This is a genomic window from Levilactobacillus wangkuiensis (assembly GCF_016861605.1).
Lineage (GTDB): Bacteria > Bacillota > Bacilli > Lactobacillales > Lactobacillaceae > Levilactobacillus > Levilactobacillus wangkuiensis.
On record NZ_BOLM01000009.1, the window covers coordinates 1 to 15,391 of the forward strand.

General features: G+C 50.5%; 12 protein-coding genes, 1 pseudogene and 1 other annotated feature. Of the genes and pseudogenes, 4 read left to right on the forward strand and 9 right to left on the reverse strand.

Annotation, left to right across the window (positions count from 1 at the left end):
• Nucleotides 1-554: 554 nt before the first annotated feature.
• Both tyrS and JUF13_RS08085 read right to left on the reverse strand, forming a co-directional pair.
• The gene (gene tyrS, locus JUF13_RS08080) at nucleotides 555-1,814 is read right to left on the reverse strand and encodes a tyrosine--tRNA ligase (protein ID WP_125764797.1); all 1,260 of its coding nucleotides are present in this window, start codon (nucleotides 1,812-1,814) and stop codon (nucleotides 555-557) included.
• A 55-nt stretch (nucleotides 1,815-1,869) separates the two neighbouring features.
• Nucleotides 1,870-2,068, reverse strand: a binding site (T-box leader).
• Between the two features lie 74 nt (nucleotides 2,069-2,142).
• Nucleotides 2,143-3,510 carry an Nramp family divalent metal transporter gene (locus JUF13_RS08085; RefSeq protein ID WP_203639047.1) on the reverse strand — a complete coding sequence of 456 codons (1,368 nt, stop codon included), beginning with the start codon at nucleotides 3,508-3,510 and terminating at the stop codon, nucleotides 2,143-2,145.
• A 203-nt stretch (nucleotides 3,511-3,713) separates the two neighbouring features.
• Here JUF13_RS08085 and JUF13_RS08090 point away from each other — a divergent pair, with 203 nt between their 5' ends.
• A complete protein-coding gene (locus JUF13_RS08090) occupies nucleotides 3,714-3,941 on the forward strand; it encodes a hypothetical protein (protein ID WP_203639048.1) in 228 nt (75 codons plus the stop codon).
• 35 nt (nucleotides 3,942-3,976) lie between these two features.
• Here the strand turns inward: JUF13_RS08090 and JUF13_RS08095 are convergent, their stop codons facing one another.
• The 4 genes from JUF13_RS08095 to JUF13_RS08110 all read right to left on the reverse strand — a co-directional run bounded on the left by JUF13_RS08095 (nucleotide 3,977) and on the right by JUF13_RS08110 (nucleotide 8,841).
• Complete coding sequence (locus tag JUF13_RS08095) at nucleotides 3,977-4,354, reverse strand: MarR family winged helix-turn-helix transcriptional regulator (RefSeq protein ID WP_125764790.1); 378 nt, start codon at nucleotides 4,352-4,354, stop codon at nucleotides 3,977-3,979.
• A 394-nt stretch (nucleotides 4,355-4,748) separates the two neighbouring features.
• Complete coding sequence (locus tag JUF13_RS08100; protein ID WP_203639049.1) at nucleotides 4,749-6,110, reverse strand: DUF2252 domain-containing protein; 1,362 nt, start codon at nucleotides 6,108-6,110, stop codon at nucleotides 4,749-4,751.
• Between the two features lie 930 nt (nucleotides 6,111-7,040).
• A complete protein-coding gene (locus JUF13_RS08105; protein ID WP_203639050.1) occupies nucleotides 7,041-8,510 on the reverse strand; it encodes a helix-turn-helix domain-containing protein in 1,470 nt (489 codons plus the stop codon).
• Nucleotides 8,511-8,598: 88 nt separating this feature from the next.
• Entirely contained in the window at nucleotides 8,599-8,841 is a 243-nt protein-coding gene (locus JUF13_RS08110; protein ID WP_203639051.1) for a hypothetical protein, read from the reverse strand.
• Between the two features lie 217 nt (nucleotides 8,842-9,058).
• On the opposite strand from JUF13_RS08110, the gene JUF13_RS08115 reads away from it, so the two are divergent.
• Genes JUF13_RS08115 through JUF13_RS08125 form a run of 3 tightly spaced genes read left to right on the forward strand, consistent with a single transcriptional unit; the run spans nucleotide 9,059 to nucleotide 11,457 of the window.
• Nucleotides 9,059-10,276 carry a glycosyltransferase family 2 protein gene (locus JUF13_RS08115; RefSeq protein WP_203639052.1) on the forward strand — a complete coding sequence of 406 codons (1,218 nt, stop codon included), beginning with the start codon at nucleotides 9,059-9,061 and terminating at the stop codon, nucleotides 10,274-10,276.
• Between the two features lie 3 nt (nucleotides 10,277-10,279).
• A complete protein-coding gene (locus JUF13_RS08120; RefSeq protein WP_203639054.1) occupies nucleotides 10,280-10,573 on the forward strand; it encodes a hypothetical protein in 294 nt (97 codons plus the stop codon).
• A complete protein-coding gene (locus JUF13_RS08125; protein WP_203639056.1) occupies nucleotides 10,570-11,457 on the forward strand; it encodes a polysaccharide deacetylase family protein in 888 nt (295 codons plus the stop codon). Before JUF13_RS08120 ends, JUF13_RS08125 begins: the two co-directional genes overlap by 4 nt.
• Nucleotides 11,458-11,747: 290 nt before the next feature.
• Here the strand turns inward: JUF13_RS08125 and JUF13_RS08130 are convergent.
• The 3 genes and pseudogenes from JUF13_RS08130 to JUF13_RS08140 form a co-directional block, all read right to left on the reverse strand.
• Nucleotides 11,748-13,031 (reverse strand): annotated as a pseudogene (locus tag JUF13_RS08130) (cytosine permease); the annotation flags it as partial.
• A 141-nt stretch (nucleotides 13,032-13,172) separates the two neighbouring features.
• Complete coding sequence (locus tag JUF13_RS08135; protein WP_203639058.1) at nucleotides 13,173-14,393, reverse strand: RNA-guided endonuclease TnpB family protein; 1,221 nt, start codon at nucleotides 14,391-14,393, stop codon at nucleotides 13,173-13,175.
• A 379-nt stretch (nucleotides 14,394-14,772) separates the two neighbouring features.
• Nucleotides 14,773-15,213 (reverse strand): nucleoside 2-deoxyribosyltransferase, encoded by a 441-nt coding sequence (locus JUF13_RS08140; protein ID WP_203639060.1) that lies wholly within the window; start codon nucleotides 15,211-15,213, stop codon nucleotides 14,773-14,775.
• Between the last annotated feature and the right edge of the window lie 178 nt (nucleotides 15,214-15,391).

The window sequence follows — 15,391 nt, forward strand, 5'->3', positions numbered from 1 at the left end:
CTCATCGATTGTTGTTACTTTATTTGTTATAAAAGCGAATTGACTTCGCAAATATTGTTTGGGTTTGATACCAAGTATCAAACCGCCCTACACATATTTGGTTTGTCGAAACAATGTTCAGTTTTCAAAGGTCTACCAGTTATCTGCTCTCGCAGACAACTTAATCATCATATCATTTAACTGATTTGATGTCAACAAGAAGTTTGATTTAACAACGTTTCTCGTTGATGGCTGCTTCCAACGAAGCAACTTAATTAATATATCATTTTGTCGTCATGCTTGTCAACAACTATTTTCAATCTTTCGAATTGGTCTAGTTGGTTAATCGCCGTGACAACGTATATAACTATACCAACCACAGCCCACCCCGTCAACTAAAAACTGAAAATAAAACAATCTTTTTTCAAAGGCATATCTTATGCTTGAAAGCATCCAAATAGTTACCTGACGGCCGTGTGTTCCCTGATTTTTAACCACCAACCGTTCGTCTTTATTTTGGCGACAAAAAAGCACGCGCAATCCAATCGACTGTGCGTGCTTCATTATTTTAGCAATTAGGCTTCAACTCTAACCAAGAAGTACCGCTTCTTGCCCCGACGAACAATAACAAACTTACCATCAAAGGCACTGGTGGGATCAATATCGATATCCGTTGCCGTAACCTTTTCACCGTTGATGCGAATGGCACCGTTAGTTAAGTCTTCCCGTGCTTGACGGCGAGAGGATTCAATCTTCGTGTCATCAACTAACCATTCAACGATGTTCTTTTGATCGGCGTTCACCGTCACGGAAGGCATCTTCTTGAAACCTTGTTCGATTTCACTAGCCGTCAGGTCAGCAACATCCCCAGAGAAAAGCGCCTTGGTAATGTGTTGGGCTTCCGCAACCGCGTCTTCACCGTGAACAAACGCTGTGACTTCTTCAGCCAAGCGGGTTTGGGCCAAACGCTTTTCTGGATGCGTCGCAACCGCGTCTTCCAGTTCTTTGATTTCATCTTGGCTCAGGAACGTAAAGTACTTCAAGAACTTCACAACGTCCCGGTCATCCGTGTTGATCCAGAATTGGTAGAACTCGTAAGGTGAGGTCTTTTCTGGGTCTAACCAGATGTTGCCGCCTTCGGACTTCCCAAACTTGGTGCCGTCAGCCTTCAACAGCAACGGGATCGTTAACCCGTAAGCCTTAGCATCCGCACCCTCTTGCTTATGGATGAGATCAATACCGGCCGTGATGTTCCCCCATTGGTCAGCCCCACCAATTTGCAGTTGAACATCTTCCGCTTGGTATAAATGAAGGAAATCGATGGATTGCAAGATTTGGTAAGTGAATTCCGTGTAAGAAATCCCGACTTCAAGCCGTGAAGCGACAACTTCCTTGTTCAACATGTTATTCACGTTAAATAGCTTCCCGTAATCACGTAAGAAGTCTAACAGGGAAACCTTTGAGAGCCAGTCGTAGTTGTTCACAATTTTGAAGGACCCATCTTGACCGAAGAGGTGTTCCATCTGTTTCGTCAAGCAGTCTTGATTGTGGCGAACTTGGTCCATGGTTTGTAAGACCCGTTCAGCCTTCTTACCTGAAGGATCACCGATTGACCCAGTGGCCCCACCGATCACGATGTATGGCCGGTGACCGGCTAATTGGAATCGTTTCAAAATCATAAAGGGAATCAAGTGACCAATGTGCATGGAATCCCCGGTTGGGTCAATCCCCGCGTACAGACCAACGGCCTTTTCGTTGACCAAGTCGCCTAACCCATTTTCATCAGTCTGTTGGTTAATGGCGCCGCGCCATTTCAATTCATCAATAATCGACATATTTCGTTCCTCCTAAATTAGCTACAACATAAAAAAGTCCCCAATGGCTAATGCCATCAGGGACGAATTAAAATCCGCGTTACCACCCAAGTTGTTGTCAATCGACAACCGCTCGCCATCGTTAACGGAATGACCCGCCGGAAAATCCGGCCGCTCTACAGCGTAATTCGTGAACACGGACGTTCTGACTCCCAGCACCGTCAGATCTCTTGACCGGAGCCGTCCTCACTACTGAACTGTTTCTTAGCTTATGCCCTTGATGATACCGGGCGCGCACCGAAAAGTCAATAGACGGCCGCGGTTTTACCCATCAGACGCTAAGGCAGTTCTAAAATAAGTCTTTAATCGTGGTCAGCACAATTTGCACGTTGAGAATCGTTAAGACAATGGTACAAGTCCATGCCAGTACCGTCACCCAGCGCTTGTTGACCCACTGTTCCCCCATGATCTTCTTGGAGGAGGTAAAAATGGTCAACGGAATCATGGAAAATGGCAAGGCAATCGACAGGAAGACCTGCGAATTCACCAGCAGGTTGTCCAGTGCGCGTTCGCTTCCCCCGTAGAAGACGGTCGCAATAATCACGGGCACCACGGAAATCAACCGCGTAACCAATCGCCGGACCCACAACGGAATCTTCATGTTGATGAAGCCTTCCATAATGACTTGTCCCGTCAGCGTTCCCGTAATCGTTGAGTTTTGCCCGGAAGCCAGTAAGGCAACGGCAAACAGCGTGGATAAAACGGGTGATGCCACGGCGCCCGCCAGATGGTTATCCTGTAAAGCCGCGTACAGGTTACCGAACGTCCCCAACTGATCCGTCCCCTTACCAAAGAACATCGCTGCCCCCAGCAAAAGTAACAGACAGTTGATCACAAATGCGCCAAATAATTGAATGTTAGAATCCCAAGTCGTGAATTTCACGGCCCGCGCCATTTCAGCCGGGTCTTCCCGGTCAAACTTCCGGGTCTGTGAAATTGAAGAATGTAAATACAGGTTATGTGGCATCACGGTTGCCCCCACAATCCCTAAGGCCATCGTCAATTGTCCCGGATGCACAATTTCTGGGCGAGGAATGAAGTTGGCAACGGCCGCGCCCATGTTGGGCTGGGCAATGATGACTTCGTAGGCGAAGACCACCAGAATCACCGTAATCAGGCACAAGACGATTGCTTCAATTTTACGGAAACCCAGTTTAGTTAATAACAATAGTAATAAAACGTCAAAAACGGTCAAGGAAACCCCGAGAATCAGGGGGACCCCAAACAACAGTTGCAAGGCGATTGCGCCCCCGATAACTTCTGCAATATCCGTTGCCATAATCGCTAATTCCGTCATGACCCACAAAATGGCACCGATACGTTTGGTCGTATGGGCTCGTGTTGCTTGGGCTAAGTCCATCTGTGTCACAATGCCCAGTTTAGCCGCCATGTATTGTAATAGCATCGCGATTAAACTCGAAATCAAGATGACGGACATTAACAGGTAACCGTACTGGGCACCCCCACCGATTGAGGTCACCCAGTTCCCCGGATCCATGTAACCCACGGCAACTAACGCACCTGGACCAGAGAAGGCCAATAGGTTCTTTAAGAAACCTTTTTCCTTTGGAATCGTCACGGTACCATTAATTTCTTGTAATGACGGGCCGTTCGCGTAACCAGTCAAGCTGGTCTTCGTTGAAACGTTGTCTGTCATATTTTTCAACTCCCCTATCTCTATGATATCCCACTATTATACTGGCTGGTCAGCGATTGTAAAGTCTTTTTTAACTGGGCCTAACTTTTATTTTATATTACCCATTAAATTAATAATCCCCAAAATGCCAAATTTTCTTGTGTTTTCACGAGTCTTGGTCGATAATAATCTTTCAAAGAAATTTTCAGAAAGTGGTGACCTTGATGTCAAATACCAAAGTATTTATTGAAATTCTTGCGCCAATCTTTATTGCCATTCTGGTATTAGCCGGATTGGCCGCCCTCCTCACTTGGCAATTAAGCCCGGTCGTCGTTGGCCTCGCCGGACTCGGTGCCGGTGGCCTACTCGTCATTATGCTCAGCGGCTTGCTGGCAGACAGCTGGACCCATCGTCAGGCGCAACAACTTCATGAACAAACAAAAAATCGGTAAGCCCACGCGGGTCTACCGATTTTTCTCTATGTAAATTAGCCAAATTCACGCGTAGTGCCGCGTAGTTCCGTCAACGTCTGGTCGAGAATCTCGGGCAACTGCTGTTCGATCAGTGCGAGCTTCTCTTCCCCTAACTTGGTCAGGCCCAAGTACCGCCGACGCCGATCATTCGGTGCCACTCGCTGTTTCAAGTAGCCGCGCTTACACAAGTCGACAACTAAATTCGACGTGCGAGTTGCCGAGAAGCCCAATCTCTGGGCCACCTGCGCCACGGACAAATGCTCGGCCGCCACGTAACTCATCAACTGACACTGCGGCAGATTCACCGCCAGCCCCGTTAGCGGTTGATTATAGCATTGCGTGACTAAGCTGTAGATTTGCGTTAGCTGCTGCAGCTGTTCCTGATTCGCCATACTCCCCACTTCCTTCTCCACATTTGATGGTTGCCAACTGTGCGCTGACTCTCGTTCCCGGCGGTGGCCTCAAGCCTGCCTGCTGTGGGGACCGATTCCAGGCCCAAAACCGGTCTTCCATCTCGACTTTGAGCCTGAAAACCGGTCTCAAAGATCGTCCCGTGCTCTAAACTGAGAAAAGCACTCAGCTAAGACCACCGACACAGCTGACTGGCTTGGGCCACCTCTGGTCACTGACATCGGCCACCCATTGTCACCATCAAATGGCTCATTTACCAATATGTTTGTGACTGTTGATTGGGAAATTCTCCTACTTCCAATGCAGTTAGATGCAAGTATATCAGTAATGTATCCGCTTACATTATACCACGCACCACAGAACTGTGGCGGGCGATTATGCCAGGCGGTAACTGACAAAAGATTGGTAATCCTTTTGGACCTGTTCCGCGTATGCCCAGGCAAAACCTGCCAGGGACTCGTCGAACATTTTACCATTGCCTAGGTAGCCGCGAATCATGGCTGCGGTTGGGCTTTGGCAGTGTGCGATGGCTAATGTCCAGGCGCAGGTGTTGGCGTACGTTTGGAATTGGTCCCAGTCTAACTGCGTCAAGTCGATGGACTCCTTCATATCCCGGAATTGCCGCACGTAGAAGCTCTGCTCGGCGCCGGCGAAATACCCCAGGAAGGGATCGGAGGCGGACTGTAAAATCTTTTGACAGTCTACGATTCGTTCGCCTTCTGTTTGTTCCAGGGCCACCGTGATGTGGGTGGCTTGTTGGCTTCCTTTGCGCCGCGTTGGCAAGGCTTCCTTCACCTGAAGGACCAGGTGTGACCCGTCGATACTGGTCAACAAGACCAAGTAACACCGCGACCCAAAACTCCCGACGCCCACGCTGTGCCGAACCACATCCGTGATGTGATACTGCGACAGCAGGAGGTTCACGTCGGGGCGCAACGTTTGGCGGTAGGCGGAGAAGTAGGCCGCAATGTGGCTTGTGAAATCATCGGCCACGTGGGTTGTCCGTGGGGCGTTTTCCCGGAAACACAGGTTGCCCCGCACGTCGAGCGTCGTAAACTTACGGACCACTTGCTCGGAGTCCCGCTTGTTGGCGCGGCCCACGATGGACGTCAGTAGTTTGGAACTATCCTCGTCCAACGCACTCGCCTGCACCAGCTTCTCCACTTCGTTCATGGGGTAGAAACGGTTCAGCGTAGTTTGCTCAAACATCTGCTTGATACTCTTGCGGTAACTAGCCGCCACCATTGGCAAGAGCTGCTTTAATTTTTTATCTTTAAAATCGTTGGCTTGCCCCGCCAGTAACACACTCACCAGCAGGCGCTTCAGATCCCACTCCCACGGGTTGATGCCCGCTTCGTCGAAATCATTCAAGTCAAACAGTAATCGGCGTTCTGGAGACGCATAGAACCCGAAGTTACCGATGTGCGCATCCCCACAAATAAAGGTCGCAATCGTGGAATCCGGCTGCGCGCTCAAATCGGCTTCCATCAATTCGGCCGTTCCCCGGAAAAAGGCAAACGCCGAGGCCCCCATCCGCTGCGTCCGTTCCGGTAAGAGCTCCGGAATCAAAAGCTGGCGAATGCGGTCCATCATCTGATTGCTATCACGATCCGTTGGGGTGTAGGACCCTAACTGTTCAAACGGCACCTGCATCCGAGCCGCCTTCCCCATCCGCCGAAGCTCATCGATGGTTTTGTTGACCTGGACCCGTCCCGTACTAAATGCTGCTGGCGTCATGGCGCCACCTCCCGTTACTAATTGACTCCTATTCTACCGCATTTCGCTGAATTCTGATACGACGTAAAAAGAGTAAGCCAATAGGCAGTTAGCTAGCGAACATTAAGGCTGATAACCGAATAATCTTTGGCTTGAATGTTTGGTTGTCAGTTTTAAGCGGAACCAGCTGCCTATTGTCCCCCGTTTCGGCCAAATAAAATGGCAGAACAAAAGGGCCTGGTTTTGCTCCCAGGCCCTTGGTTCAGGTAAATTCAATTGAATGCCCGTTCCAGTCGGTAGAATTAACTGGCATGATTGTTGTCGCTAGCCCACCAATTAACTGCCTACAGACTCTCGTATTAAATCAATTTACTCTCATTAAAGTACCTAAATTAAGTAAACTTCTAAAAAAGATATTGAATGCGTCAATGTTAACTTACTGCGTTGTAGACTAATACTAATGCAATCCAACCACCTAGAAATCAACTGCCGCACGATGACCGGGCTCAGTCGATGTCAGCCGCAGGGCTGGTGAAAATGGGCCGGTCGTGAAAGTGACCAGAGGCACGCCAAGGTGCCCGGCTGTGTCGGTGATCTTAGATAATCGGTGTACGAGTTTCAACCATGGTAACCGACAAGAACCCAACCACCGCACAATGACCGGGTTCAGTCAATGTCAGCCGCAGGGTTGGGAAAACTGGGCCGGTCGTGGAAGTGACCAGAGGCGTGCCAAGGTGCCCGGCTGTGTCGGTGGTCTTGGCTGGAGTTTTGTTCCAGCCTAGCCCACGGGGCAACCTTTGAGACCGCACTTTGGCTCAAAGTTGAGGTGAAAGCCCGTCCTTTGGCTGGAACCGACCCCACAGCAGGGCACCTTGAGCGCGCCGCCGGGAACGGACGCGACCAGGCCCAGCTTTCACCAGCCCGGAGACGAATACAACGACTAGTCCCAAGTCATTGTGGGCGGTTGTCGAAGTTGAGGGCGAAGATGGACAGCTCGTGGTGCCGCAGCTTCCGAATCAGCCGGTCCAAGTTCTCCCCGTAAGCCAACTCCTTGACCCAGTGGAACACCTCCACCTGGTGTTGCTCCGCAAACTCCTTGGCCAACGGGTCAACGCCATAGACGACCAGATATTTATCCCGGTCATCCGGATCAATTCGGGTCTCGTTCGTTAGCAGACTCAGGTGGACCACCCCGCTCAGCAAGCGATTAAAGATGTCGGTGGTCACGCCGATCATGTCGTAGGTCACCAAGATTTCCACCTTGGCGGCCGTCAGGGTCAGGCCGTTCGTGTACTTGCTCAAAAACTTCTGCACCAGCCGCAGGTCCATGGGGCCAACCTGTCCGGGATAGAGTTTGCCCATTTCCTTGGCAATCTCGCGAGCCGCAGCCGTTGAGGTCGGCGTTGGTTGATACAGCGCGGTGATTTCTGGTCGCAGCAACGGGTCAACGCGGAACAGCAACATGAATTGACACAGCGAGAATAACCAGTTGGCGAACCAATTTTTCCCGGTCGCAAAATCAGCCAGCGTCGCAATCCCGGGTGCTAACTGATAATCCCCGTGACCTTGCTGGAGGCCCCGATAAAGTCGCGCCAAAGCGGCCGGTCGCAACGCCCGCACAAAGTAAGGCGAACTGGTCAACAAGTAATCTAGCGTTGCCAACTCGGTCAAGGCCTGCAGCGGCGTGTCCCCCAGTCTTTCCTGGAAGAGCTCCGCCAATGGCCGCAAGTCCGTCAGGTGGCCCAGCGGTAAGCGTAATTTGCGATAACGGTGACCCTGACCCAACCGCAAAAGTGCGACGGTCACCATCAGCTCCCGGCGACGTTGCAGACTGGGCGAGTCCTGATACAGTCCCGACGTTGTGTAGGTCCGGGCAACGGCCGTCCCCAACGGTTGCAGGTCCTCAGACAACGCAGGCAGCTCCGTGATTGGTGTCAAGGTTGATGTTAGTACCATGAAATAAAACAGTTGAATCAACGCCTCGTTGCCGGTCATCCCCATTGGTTTGACCGCCATCTGTAAATTATACTGGGCAAGCTCGTCACGTAGCGGTCGCATTTGCCGGTTAAAGGTCGATGAACTGATGCCGTGTTCCTGACAGAAGGCTTGCAGTGACAAATCTGGTTGTCTAAGCGTCGCCAACAGGGCCTGATACGGAATACTCTGTTGATACAGCCAGTGACGGTAGGTATCCATACTGACCGTTGTCGTCAACGTGTCCTTCGTTAGCACCGCCGTTTGATCCAAGACCGTTAAGTCTTCTCGCAAGCTCAAGACAACGTGGTAGGCCCGCGAATAGCTCAGGTCGACCAACGTCGCAAAGTCCGTTAGGCTAAACGCCCCATGGTGATCGCGAATAAATGTCAGTAAACGAATTTTTAAAATAGCGCGATCATTTAAAATGGCGAAATCAATCTTCAACGCGCTCTCCCCCTCGTACAAAATATGGCGAAAGCCCCTGAGCCGCGGAAATAATCTCCCACCGACTCAGGGGCAATCACGGGTAAATCTAATCGATACTGGTCACAGTGACGCCCTGCTCATCAAATTTCGCTAAAGTTTCTTTCAGAATAATCCGGGCATCATCGTAACGGATACCCGGGAGAATTGTGCTGACAAAGTTTCCTGTGAGTTGACCGGCAACGATTTCTGGTGAAACGCGAACGTCTTGGCCCTTATCCGTGGACAACGTCACACTCTCGCCCTCAGTCAGCCGTTCAATCAATGGTAAAATCGGCATTTCCTGCATCATTTTGCTCACCCTTTCTCTTTCACTTCCTCCTATATTCTACCACGGCGACCAGTAACCAGTGTTCAGCACCGCTCACAACCGGCAGCTTTCAAAATTTAATTTATTAAATGTTAGGATTTGGTCATTTTTCATTTTAACCTTTATTTTCAATCCCTAGCTGTGGTATGCTGATAGCCGCTAATTAATAAGGTTAAATTCTAGGGGAGAATAATAAGTTATGTGGTTTAACAAGCTAAATGCCGCTTTCGTGATCGGGTATCCAATCTTTGTTTCCATCATTTGGATCACGGGTTGTCTGTTTTCTGGACTATTTCGCCGACGTCAGTCCCGAACTCTCTTAAACGAGAAGACGGCACCTTTCGTGTCGATCCTAGTCCCATCCCACAACGAAGCGGAGACTTTACACGCCGCCGTCCGTTCTTTAGCAGAATTAAACTATGAACGATACGAGCTGGTACTCATCGACGACTGTAGCAGTGACAATACGCTAAGCATTATGGCAGAACTAAAAGCCCAATGGGCCAACATCGCCATCACCATTGTGGCTTTGCCCGTCAATCAAGGCAAGGCGAACGCCCTAAACGAAGGGCTTAAAGCCGCTAAGGGCGACTACATCGTCGGCATCGATGCCGATAGTTTACTGGCACCCGACGCCGTCACGCAACTGATGACCACGCTGACCTCACAGCCCGATTACGGTGCCGTGACCGGGAAGCCCGTCGTTCGTAATCGCTCCAACTTACTGAGTCGCCTCCAACTGTTGGAATACATCGGCGTGATAGACCTCATCAAGAAGGCCCAGGCCTACCTGACCGGTTCGATCACCACGGTCTCTGGGGTTATCGTGGCCTTTCGCCGCGCAGCCTTAGAGGATGTGGGGGGCTGGAATCCGGCCGTCATGACCGAAGATATTGATATTACCTGGCGGATGTACCGTCACCACTGGCGCGTTGCCTACGAACCGCGCGCGATGTGCTGGATTCTGGTTCCTGAACGCTTACGAGGATTATTGAAGCAGCGCCAGCGGTGGTCACGGGGTGGTTTGGAAGTTCTAGTAACTAACTGGCGGGGCTTTTACCGTAATCCTTGGGGCCAACGTTTTCTGCTATTAGAGACCGTCGTCAGCAACCTGTGGGCCATTTCCACGGCACTCAGCGTCCTGATCTACAGCATCAAGTTGGTGTTCTTGCACGATTTATCACTAGATGGCAACTTGCTGATCATTCTGCTGTGCCTGAGCGGTATTCAATTTACCGTCGGCTTTCTGGCTTCCCAAATGACCGCGCGACTCGCTGGTCCAGAGCTACTGCTAGTGCCCATCTACGTGCTCTACTACTGGATGATCAATCTGGTCAGCTGTCTGTCCGCTATCGCATCTTACTTCGTCAGTCCGCAACGCAAGGGGACCTGGCGTAGTCCAGACCGGGGGTTATAAAATATGAAATTACAAAATTTTGATCCAGTGGTTCGGCACAAAACCAGCCGCGCTAGTCGCGTCGTCCGGGCCATTCTCTTAATCGTCCTGTGGCTCTTCGTGGCCCTGGTCGTTTTTGCCAACATCAGCTTTAGCCTGGGTTGGTATAGCGACGGCCTAGTCAGCCTATACCTGGTGCTCAACCTGCAGCCCCACGCCAACAATAATCTCTTGATTTTGATTGGCATCCTACTGCTCATCGTCCCCGTATACTGCGGTTGGCGGTGGCATCAACTGACGAAGGAGGCCCGTTCATGAGTCGTCATATTCGCCAAGGCCTACTGGTCGTCTTGCTCCTGACCCTGGTTTTCACCCTGGGCTGGACCTATGACCGCCAAGCCGCCAAGCAACATCAGACAGAAGAAAGCTACGCCCTGCCTGCTCGCTATGAAAAAATGAAAGACGGCATCATGGTCTTCTGCTATCACCGGGTCTTAAAGGACTCGATGTCCACGGAAATCGCCCAAAAGCTGTCTAACAACTCGCAACTGCATGAATTCAACGTGCCTGCGAGTGCGTTTGCCAAGCAGATGGCCTTCTTAAAGAAACATCACGTCAAGGTCATCTCGGCCTCGACCATGACCCGGATGATACAGTCACACCGTCCTATCAAGGGAAAATACGTGGTCCTGACCTTCGATGATATCGACCGCAGTGTGATTGACAACGCCATCCCCGTCATGCGCCACTACAATTTTCCGTTCACGACCTTCGTGATCACGGGGAACACTGGCCGCTACCGGGAAGGGAGTCAAATGGCCACCTGGTCTCAGATCAAGGGCGCCCAAGATGAAGCCGGGCACCTCATGACCCTGGGGTTACACACCCATAACATGCACTACTTAGACAGTAAGATGCAACCGGTTTTCCTGGAACCCCACACCTTTGGTAAATTCCAAAAGGACTTTGCCACTTCGGTCACGGAGCTGAAGGAACACACCGGCGTGACGGCTACGTCCTTCGCCTACCCTTACGGTGGTGGGACGCGCCAGATCAACAACTTCCTGGCTCAACAAGATTTGGACTGGGTCGCCACCTTGGATTCCGGCATCGTTTCCAGCCAGACCAATTTGAACGAAACGCCACGGTTGATCATCAACCAGGAGAGTTGGCCCTCCATCAGTGGCTGGCTCGTCAAATAGACTGGCACAACGCAATCCAGGTCGTTCCCGACGGCGGCTTCAAGGTGACCTGCTATGGGGTCGGTTCCAGACTGACGTAACACCTTCAATACTACTAAGCAACAACGATTAAAAAACACCTCATCCACCAGCCTTAACGGCAATTTGGATGAGGCGTTTTCTGTTAGCTTAATATTTACCTATCTACGACAAAACGCCCGCCAACAAAGGACTGACGGGCGTTAGTTTAGTTGTTTGATTGACCTAGTTCACCGTTTGTGAGACACTGCCCCACCACTAGGCTGTTAAGTTTACGCGTGAATCGATTGTTTCTGGGTTAGCCGCATCCCGGCCCAGTAAATGACCGCCGTGATGGCCATTGCCAGGAACGTTGCCCCGACCGTTGTCGCAATCACTGGCACCTGCTTCAAGCCCCAGTATGCGACAACGCCGAGCACCCAACTGGCGACCGCCACCCAGTTCACCCCATGGGCATACCAGTAGGCCCCCCGAATCTTGGTGAACTCGCCTAAGCGGTAGTCCTTGCGTTTCAAGAAGAAATAATCCACTAAGAACACGGCAATTTCTGGTCCGAGGAACATGCCAATACCATCTAAGAAGGCCTCGAACACATCCAGGAAGCTGGCCAGGTACACCGGAATGAACGTGACTAACGTGGCCGCAATCGTCACCAACCACAGACTCACGTTCAACGACAGCCGGTGCGTCATGTTGGTCAGGGCCGAGCCCGCCGACATTAAGTTGACGGCATTGGCCGTGGTACTCGTGAGCACGATGACCAATAAGGCAATCACACCCAGTCCCAATTTAGCCGCAACCGTACTAGGGTCCGAATTATTGGGGTCGAAATGGTTTAGCGAAACCGCCGTGCCAATCGTGGCAAATAAGCCAATGAAGGCAAACCAGAATAATCCCACGTTGGCTCCCAGAAATGACGCCGTGGTTGCCGCAGACTTCTTGGCCGTGAAGCGACTAAAGTCCGAGGCCGCCGTAACCCACGCCAAGTTGAAGGCGGCTAACGTATCGGCCGCCATCCCCGAAGACATCCGGAGACGCGTCGGCGCTTGCCACGCCAAGATTTCGTGAAAGGAGACCGTCCGGAAAACCACGACGGATTCCCACAACACAAAGATCACGACCAGGACGATGCCGACCCGTTCAATCAGTTGAACCGACCGCGCGCCCAAGGAAATGCTTAATAAATGCAGCACACTCATGATTAGAATGCCGACAATCAGGCCAAAGGTCCCGCCTGGCTTGCCGTAAAGAGGCCAGCCAAAGAGCTAGCTGATCGACGTGGCGGCGATAAACGTATTCACGGCCGCCCAACCGATGAATTGAATCACATTAATCGCGGAGGGAATCAGACTCCCCCGTAAGCCAAATGAAGCGCGAGTGAGCGCCATGGCTGGTACGCCGGTGCGATACCCCATGTAACTGGCAACCGCCAGCAGGGCATAGGAAATCAGGCCGACAATCACCAGAGTCGTCGATGCCGTGACAAAGCCACAGGCCGCGATGACCCCACCGATGTACCACGTTCCGTTATTGGCATTAGCGCCAATCCAAGTCGCAAGTCAATTGCCCCTGAATGAATTCAGAGGCTTGTCGCTCACGTGTCTGGCGACACAGTAGTCCAACATGCCTGTAGGCACTCCTACTCATAGTGGCAACATCATCGGGTAATTGACGGCTACCCGTTTAACTATCAGGATCTACCCAATAGTCGTTAGTTTTGTAATCTTTGGGTGCTTGATGCCGTTCAACCAATCTCGGCCAAGCATCTCAATATTCATGGCCCCTAAGCGGTCATCGTTACAACGATACTGACATTGAGAACACCAATACTCGTGAGTTTCGTGATGCCGGTTGGTTTTCTCAACCAGCCCACACTTGGGACAGCGTTGTGAAGTGAATGCTGGATTCACTTTTACGACGGTGCTCTGAATAGCCTGAGCCTTGTACGTTAAGAATGATTCTAGCTGGAAGAAAGACCAGGAACGATGACTATTATGCAAGGACTTAGGCAAATCGTCAGTATTGAATGTCACATTAGTTAAGTCTTCCAAGACAAAAAGTGTATGCGAACCGTATCGTGCAACGAGTGTCTTAGCTAGCCAATGATTCACATCGGTCATCCAGCGGTTCTCTCGTTGAGCTAGTTGCTTAAGCTTTTTCTTAGCAGACTTGCTACCTTTACTCTGTAGTTGCCGACGAATCTCCAGGAACTTTCTCCGATTACGTAAGATTTTTTGACCATCAAAGAATAGCGTCTTTCCTTCATTATCAAAGGCAGTCGCTAAAAAGCGCAGACCACGGTCAATACCCACAATTTGAGGGCTATCCTTGGCATTGAAATCACTAACTTCCTTTGTGATACCAATATGCAAAAACCACTTGCCTTGGGTGTGGACCAGCTTAGCGGTACCCAGTTTCCAGTCGTCGGTGAAGTATTTTTCAAACCCCTTATCGGTAAATCTTAACTTAGTTCGTTTGCCTAGAGTCGTTATTGAAATTTGTTGCATCTTGTCTACAAAAGAGTAATTACTCTGACGTACCAAATCTGCTTGTGGACGACGAAACCGAATGGGGTTCACCAACCAGTTCAGGCCTCTAGGAACCTGAACCCACTTCTTTTCTTCGTCCTGGTAATGGTAAGGATGCTGTTTCAACTGTTCCTGAACGGTCTTGTAGCGAGCCACCACCGTCCGGAAAACAGATTGGACCATTTGACTGTTAAGCGGTGACTCTTGCCGAAACAGTTTGTACAGCTGGTGATTGATTTTTAACCAGCTTAACTGAAACTCATGGTCAAAAATCCATTGACTGACAATATTAGCTAATCGTTGATATTCTTGACTCATTGCTAGAAACTGTTCTGCTTGATTCGTATCTGGATAGAGTCTCAGCTTAATTGTTCGTCCTAATTTAACCAATGGATACCTCCCCTGAAAATTGGGTTAAGTATACCATGTTTAGCTTTATAGGGGAACATACGTTTCAAAAAAATTATTAAGTTCTGGCATTCATCCCGCGATTAAAATCGCGGGTTTTCTGCCTGATCTTTAATAAATTCTAAAAGCAAATCCAATTGCCGAGCTAAACCAGTCTTAGCCGCAGGGATGGAGCAAATGAGCCCAGCTGTGGGAGTTACCTTAGTGGGTCCCCCGCTTAGGTAACTGCTATCTTTGAGACTCGCAATTTGAGGCTCAAAGTAAGCCTGGAGACCGCTCTTCGGCTCCAGGCGCGCGCCCACAGCGTCCCGGTCTCATTTTCACCAGTCCGGAGGCTCTGTCAAAGACCAATCAAATTGTTTTACAGGATTTCGCCGACGAACTCACCCTTGGCCATTTTGTTAAAGTCATAGCTCTTAAAATCATCCACGTTCTTGGTATACCAGTGCATGCTCTCGGTAATCATCAAGTTGACCGCCTCGTCCTTTTCCTGTAAGGCTAGGATGGGCTTCTTGCTCATCGTTGCCACGCCCAACTCGTAGGCCGTGCCGGAGTCTAGGTTCTTGGCTTCAAAGTCGATCACCGTCACGATAACATCTGCGGCTTCAATTTGGCCCATGTCCCGATGGAAAATTTCCGTGGCCCACGGTTTCGTGAACTGTTCGTTGGCGGCATCTTGGTGTAACCGGGGTGAGTAATAATCGGTCACCGTCGGATTAGCAGCTAAAGCAGCTTCTAGGCGTTTGACCCGATCCACCTGTTCGGGACTAAAAAACGGACTTGCGACATAAATCTGTGCCATGAAAAAATTCCTCCAATGTTTTCATTTCAACCAGCCGGCCATGAAAAAAGCGGCCGGATCCCGCAAGGAGTCAGGCCGCTAGCTCACAGTTTCGCTTAAACAGTGAATTCTACCGGACCTTTGTTAGCCTCACGGGACTAAGTTAAAAGGACTATTTGGTTGTTGCTAGCTATTATAC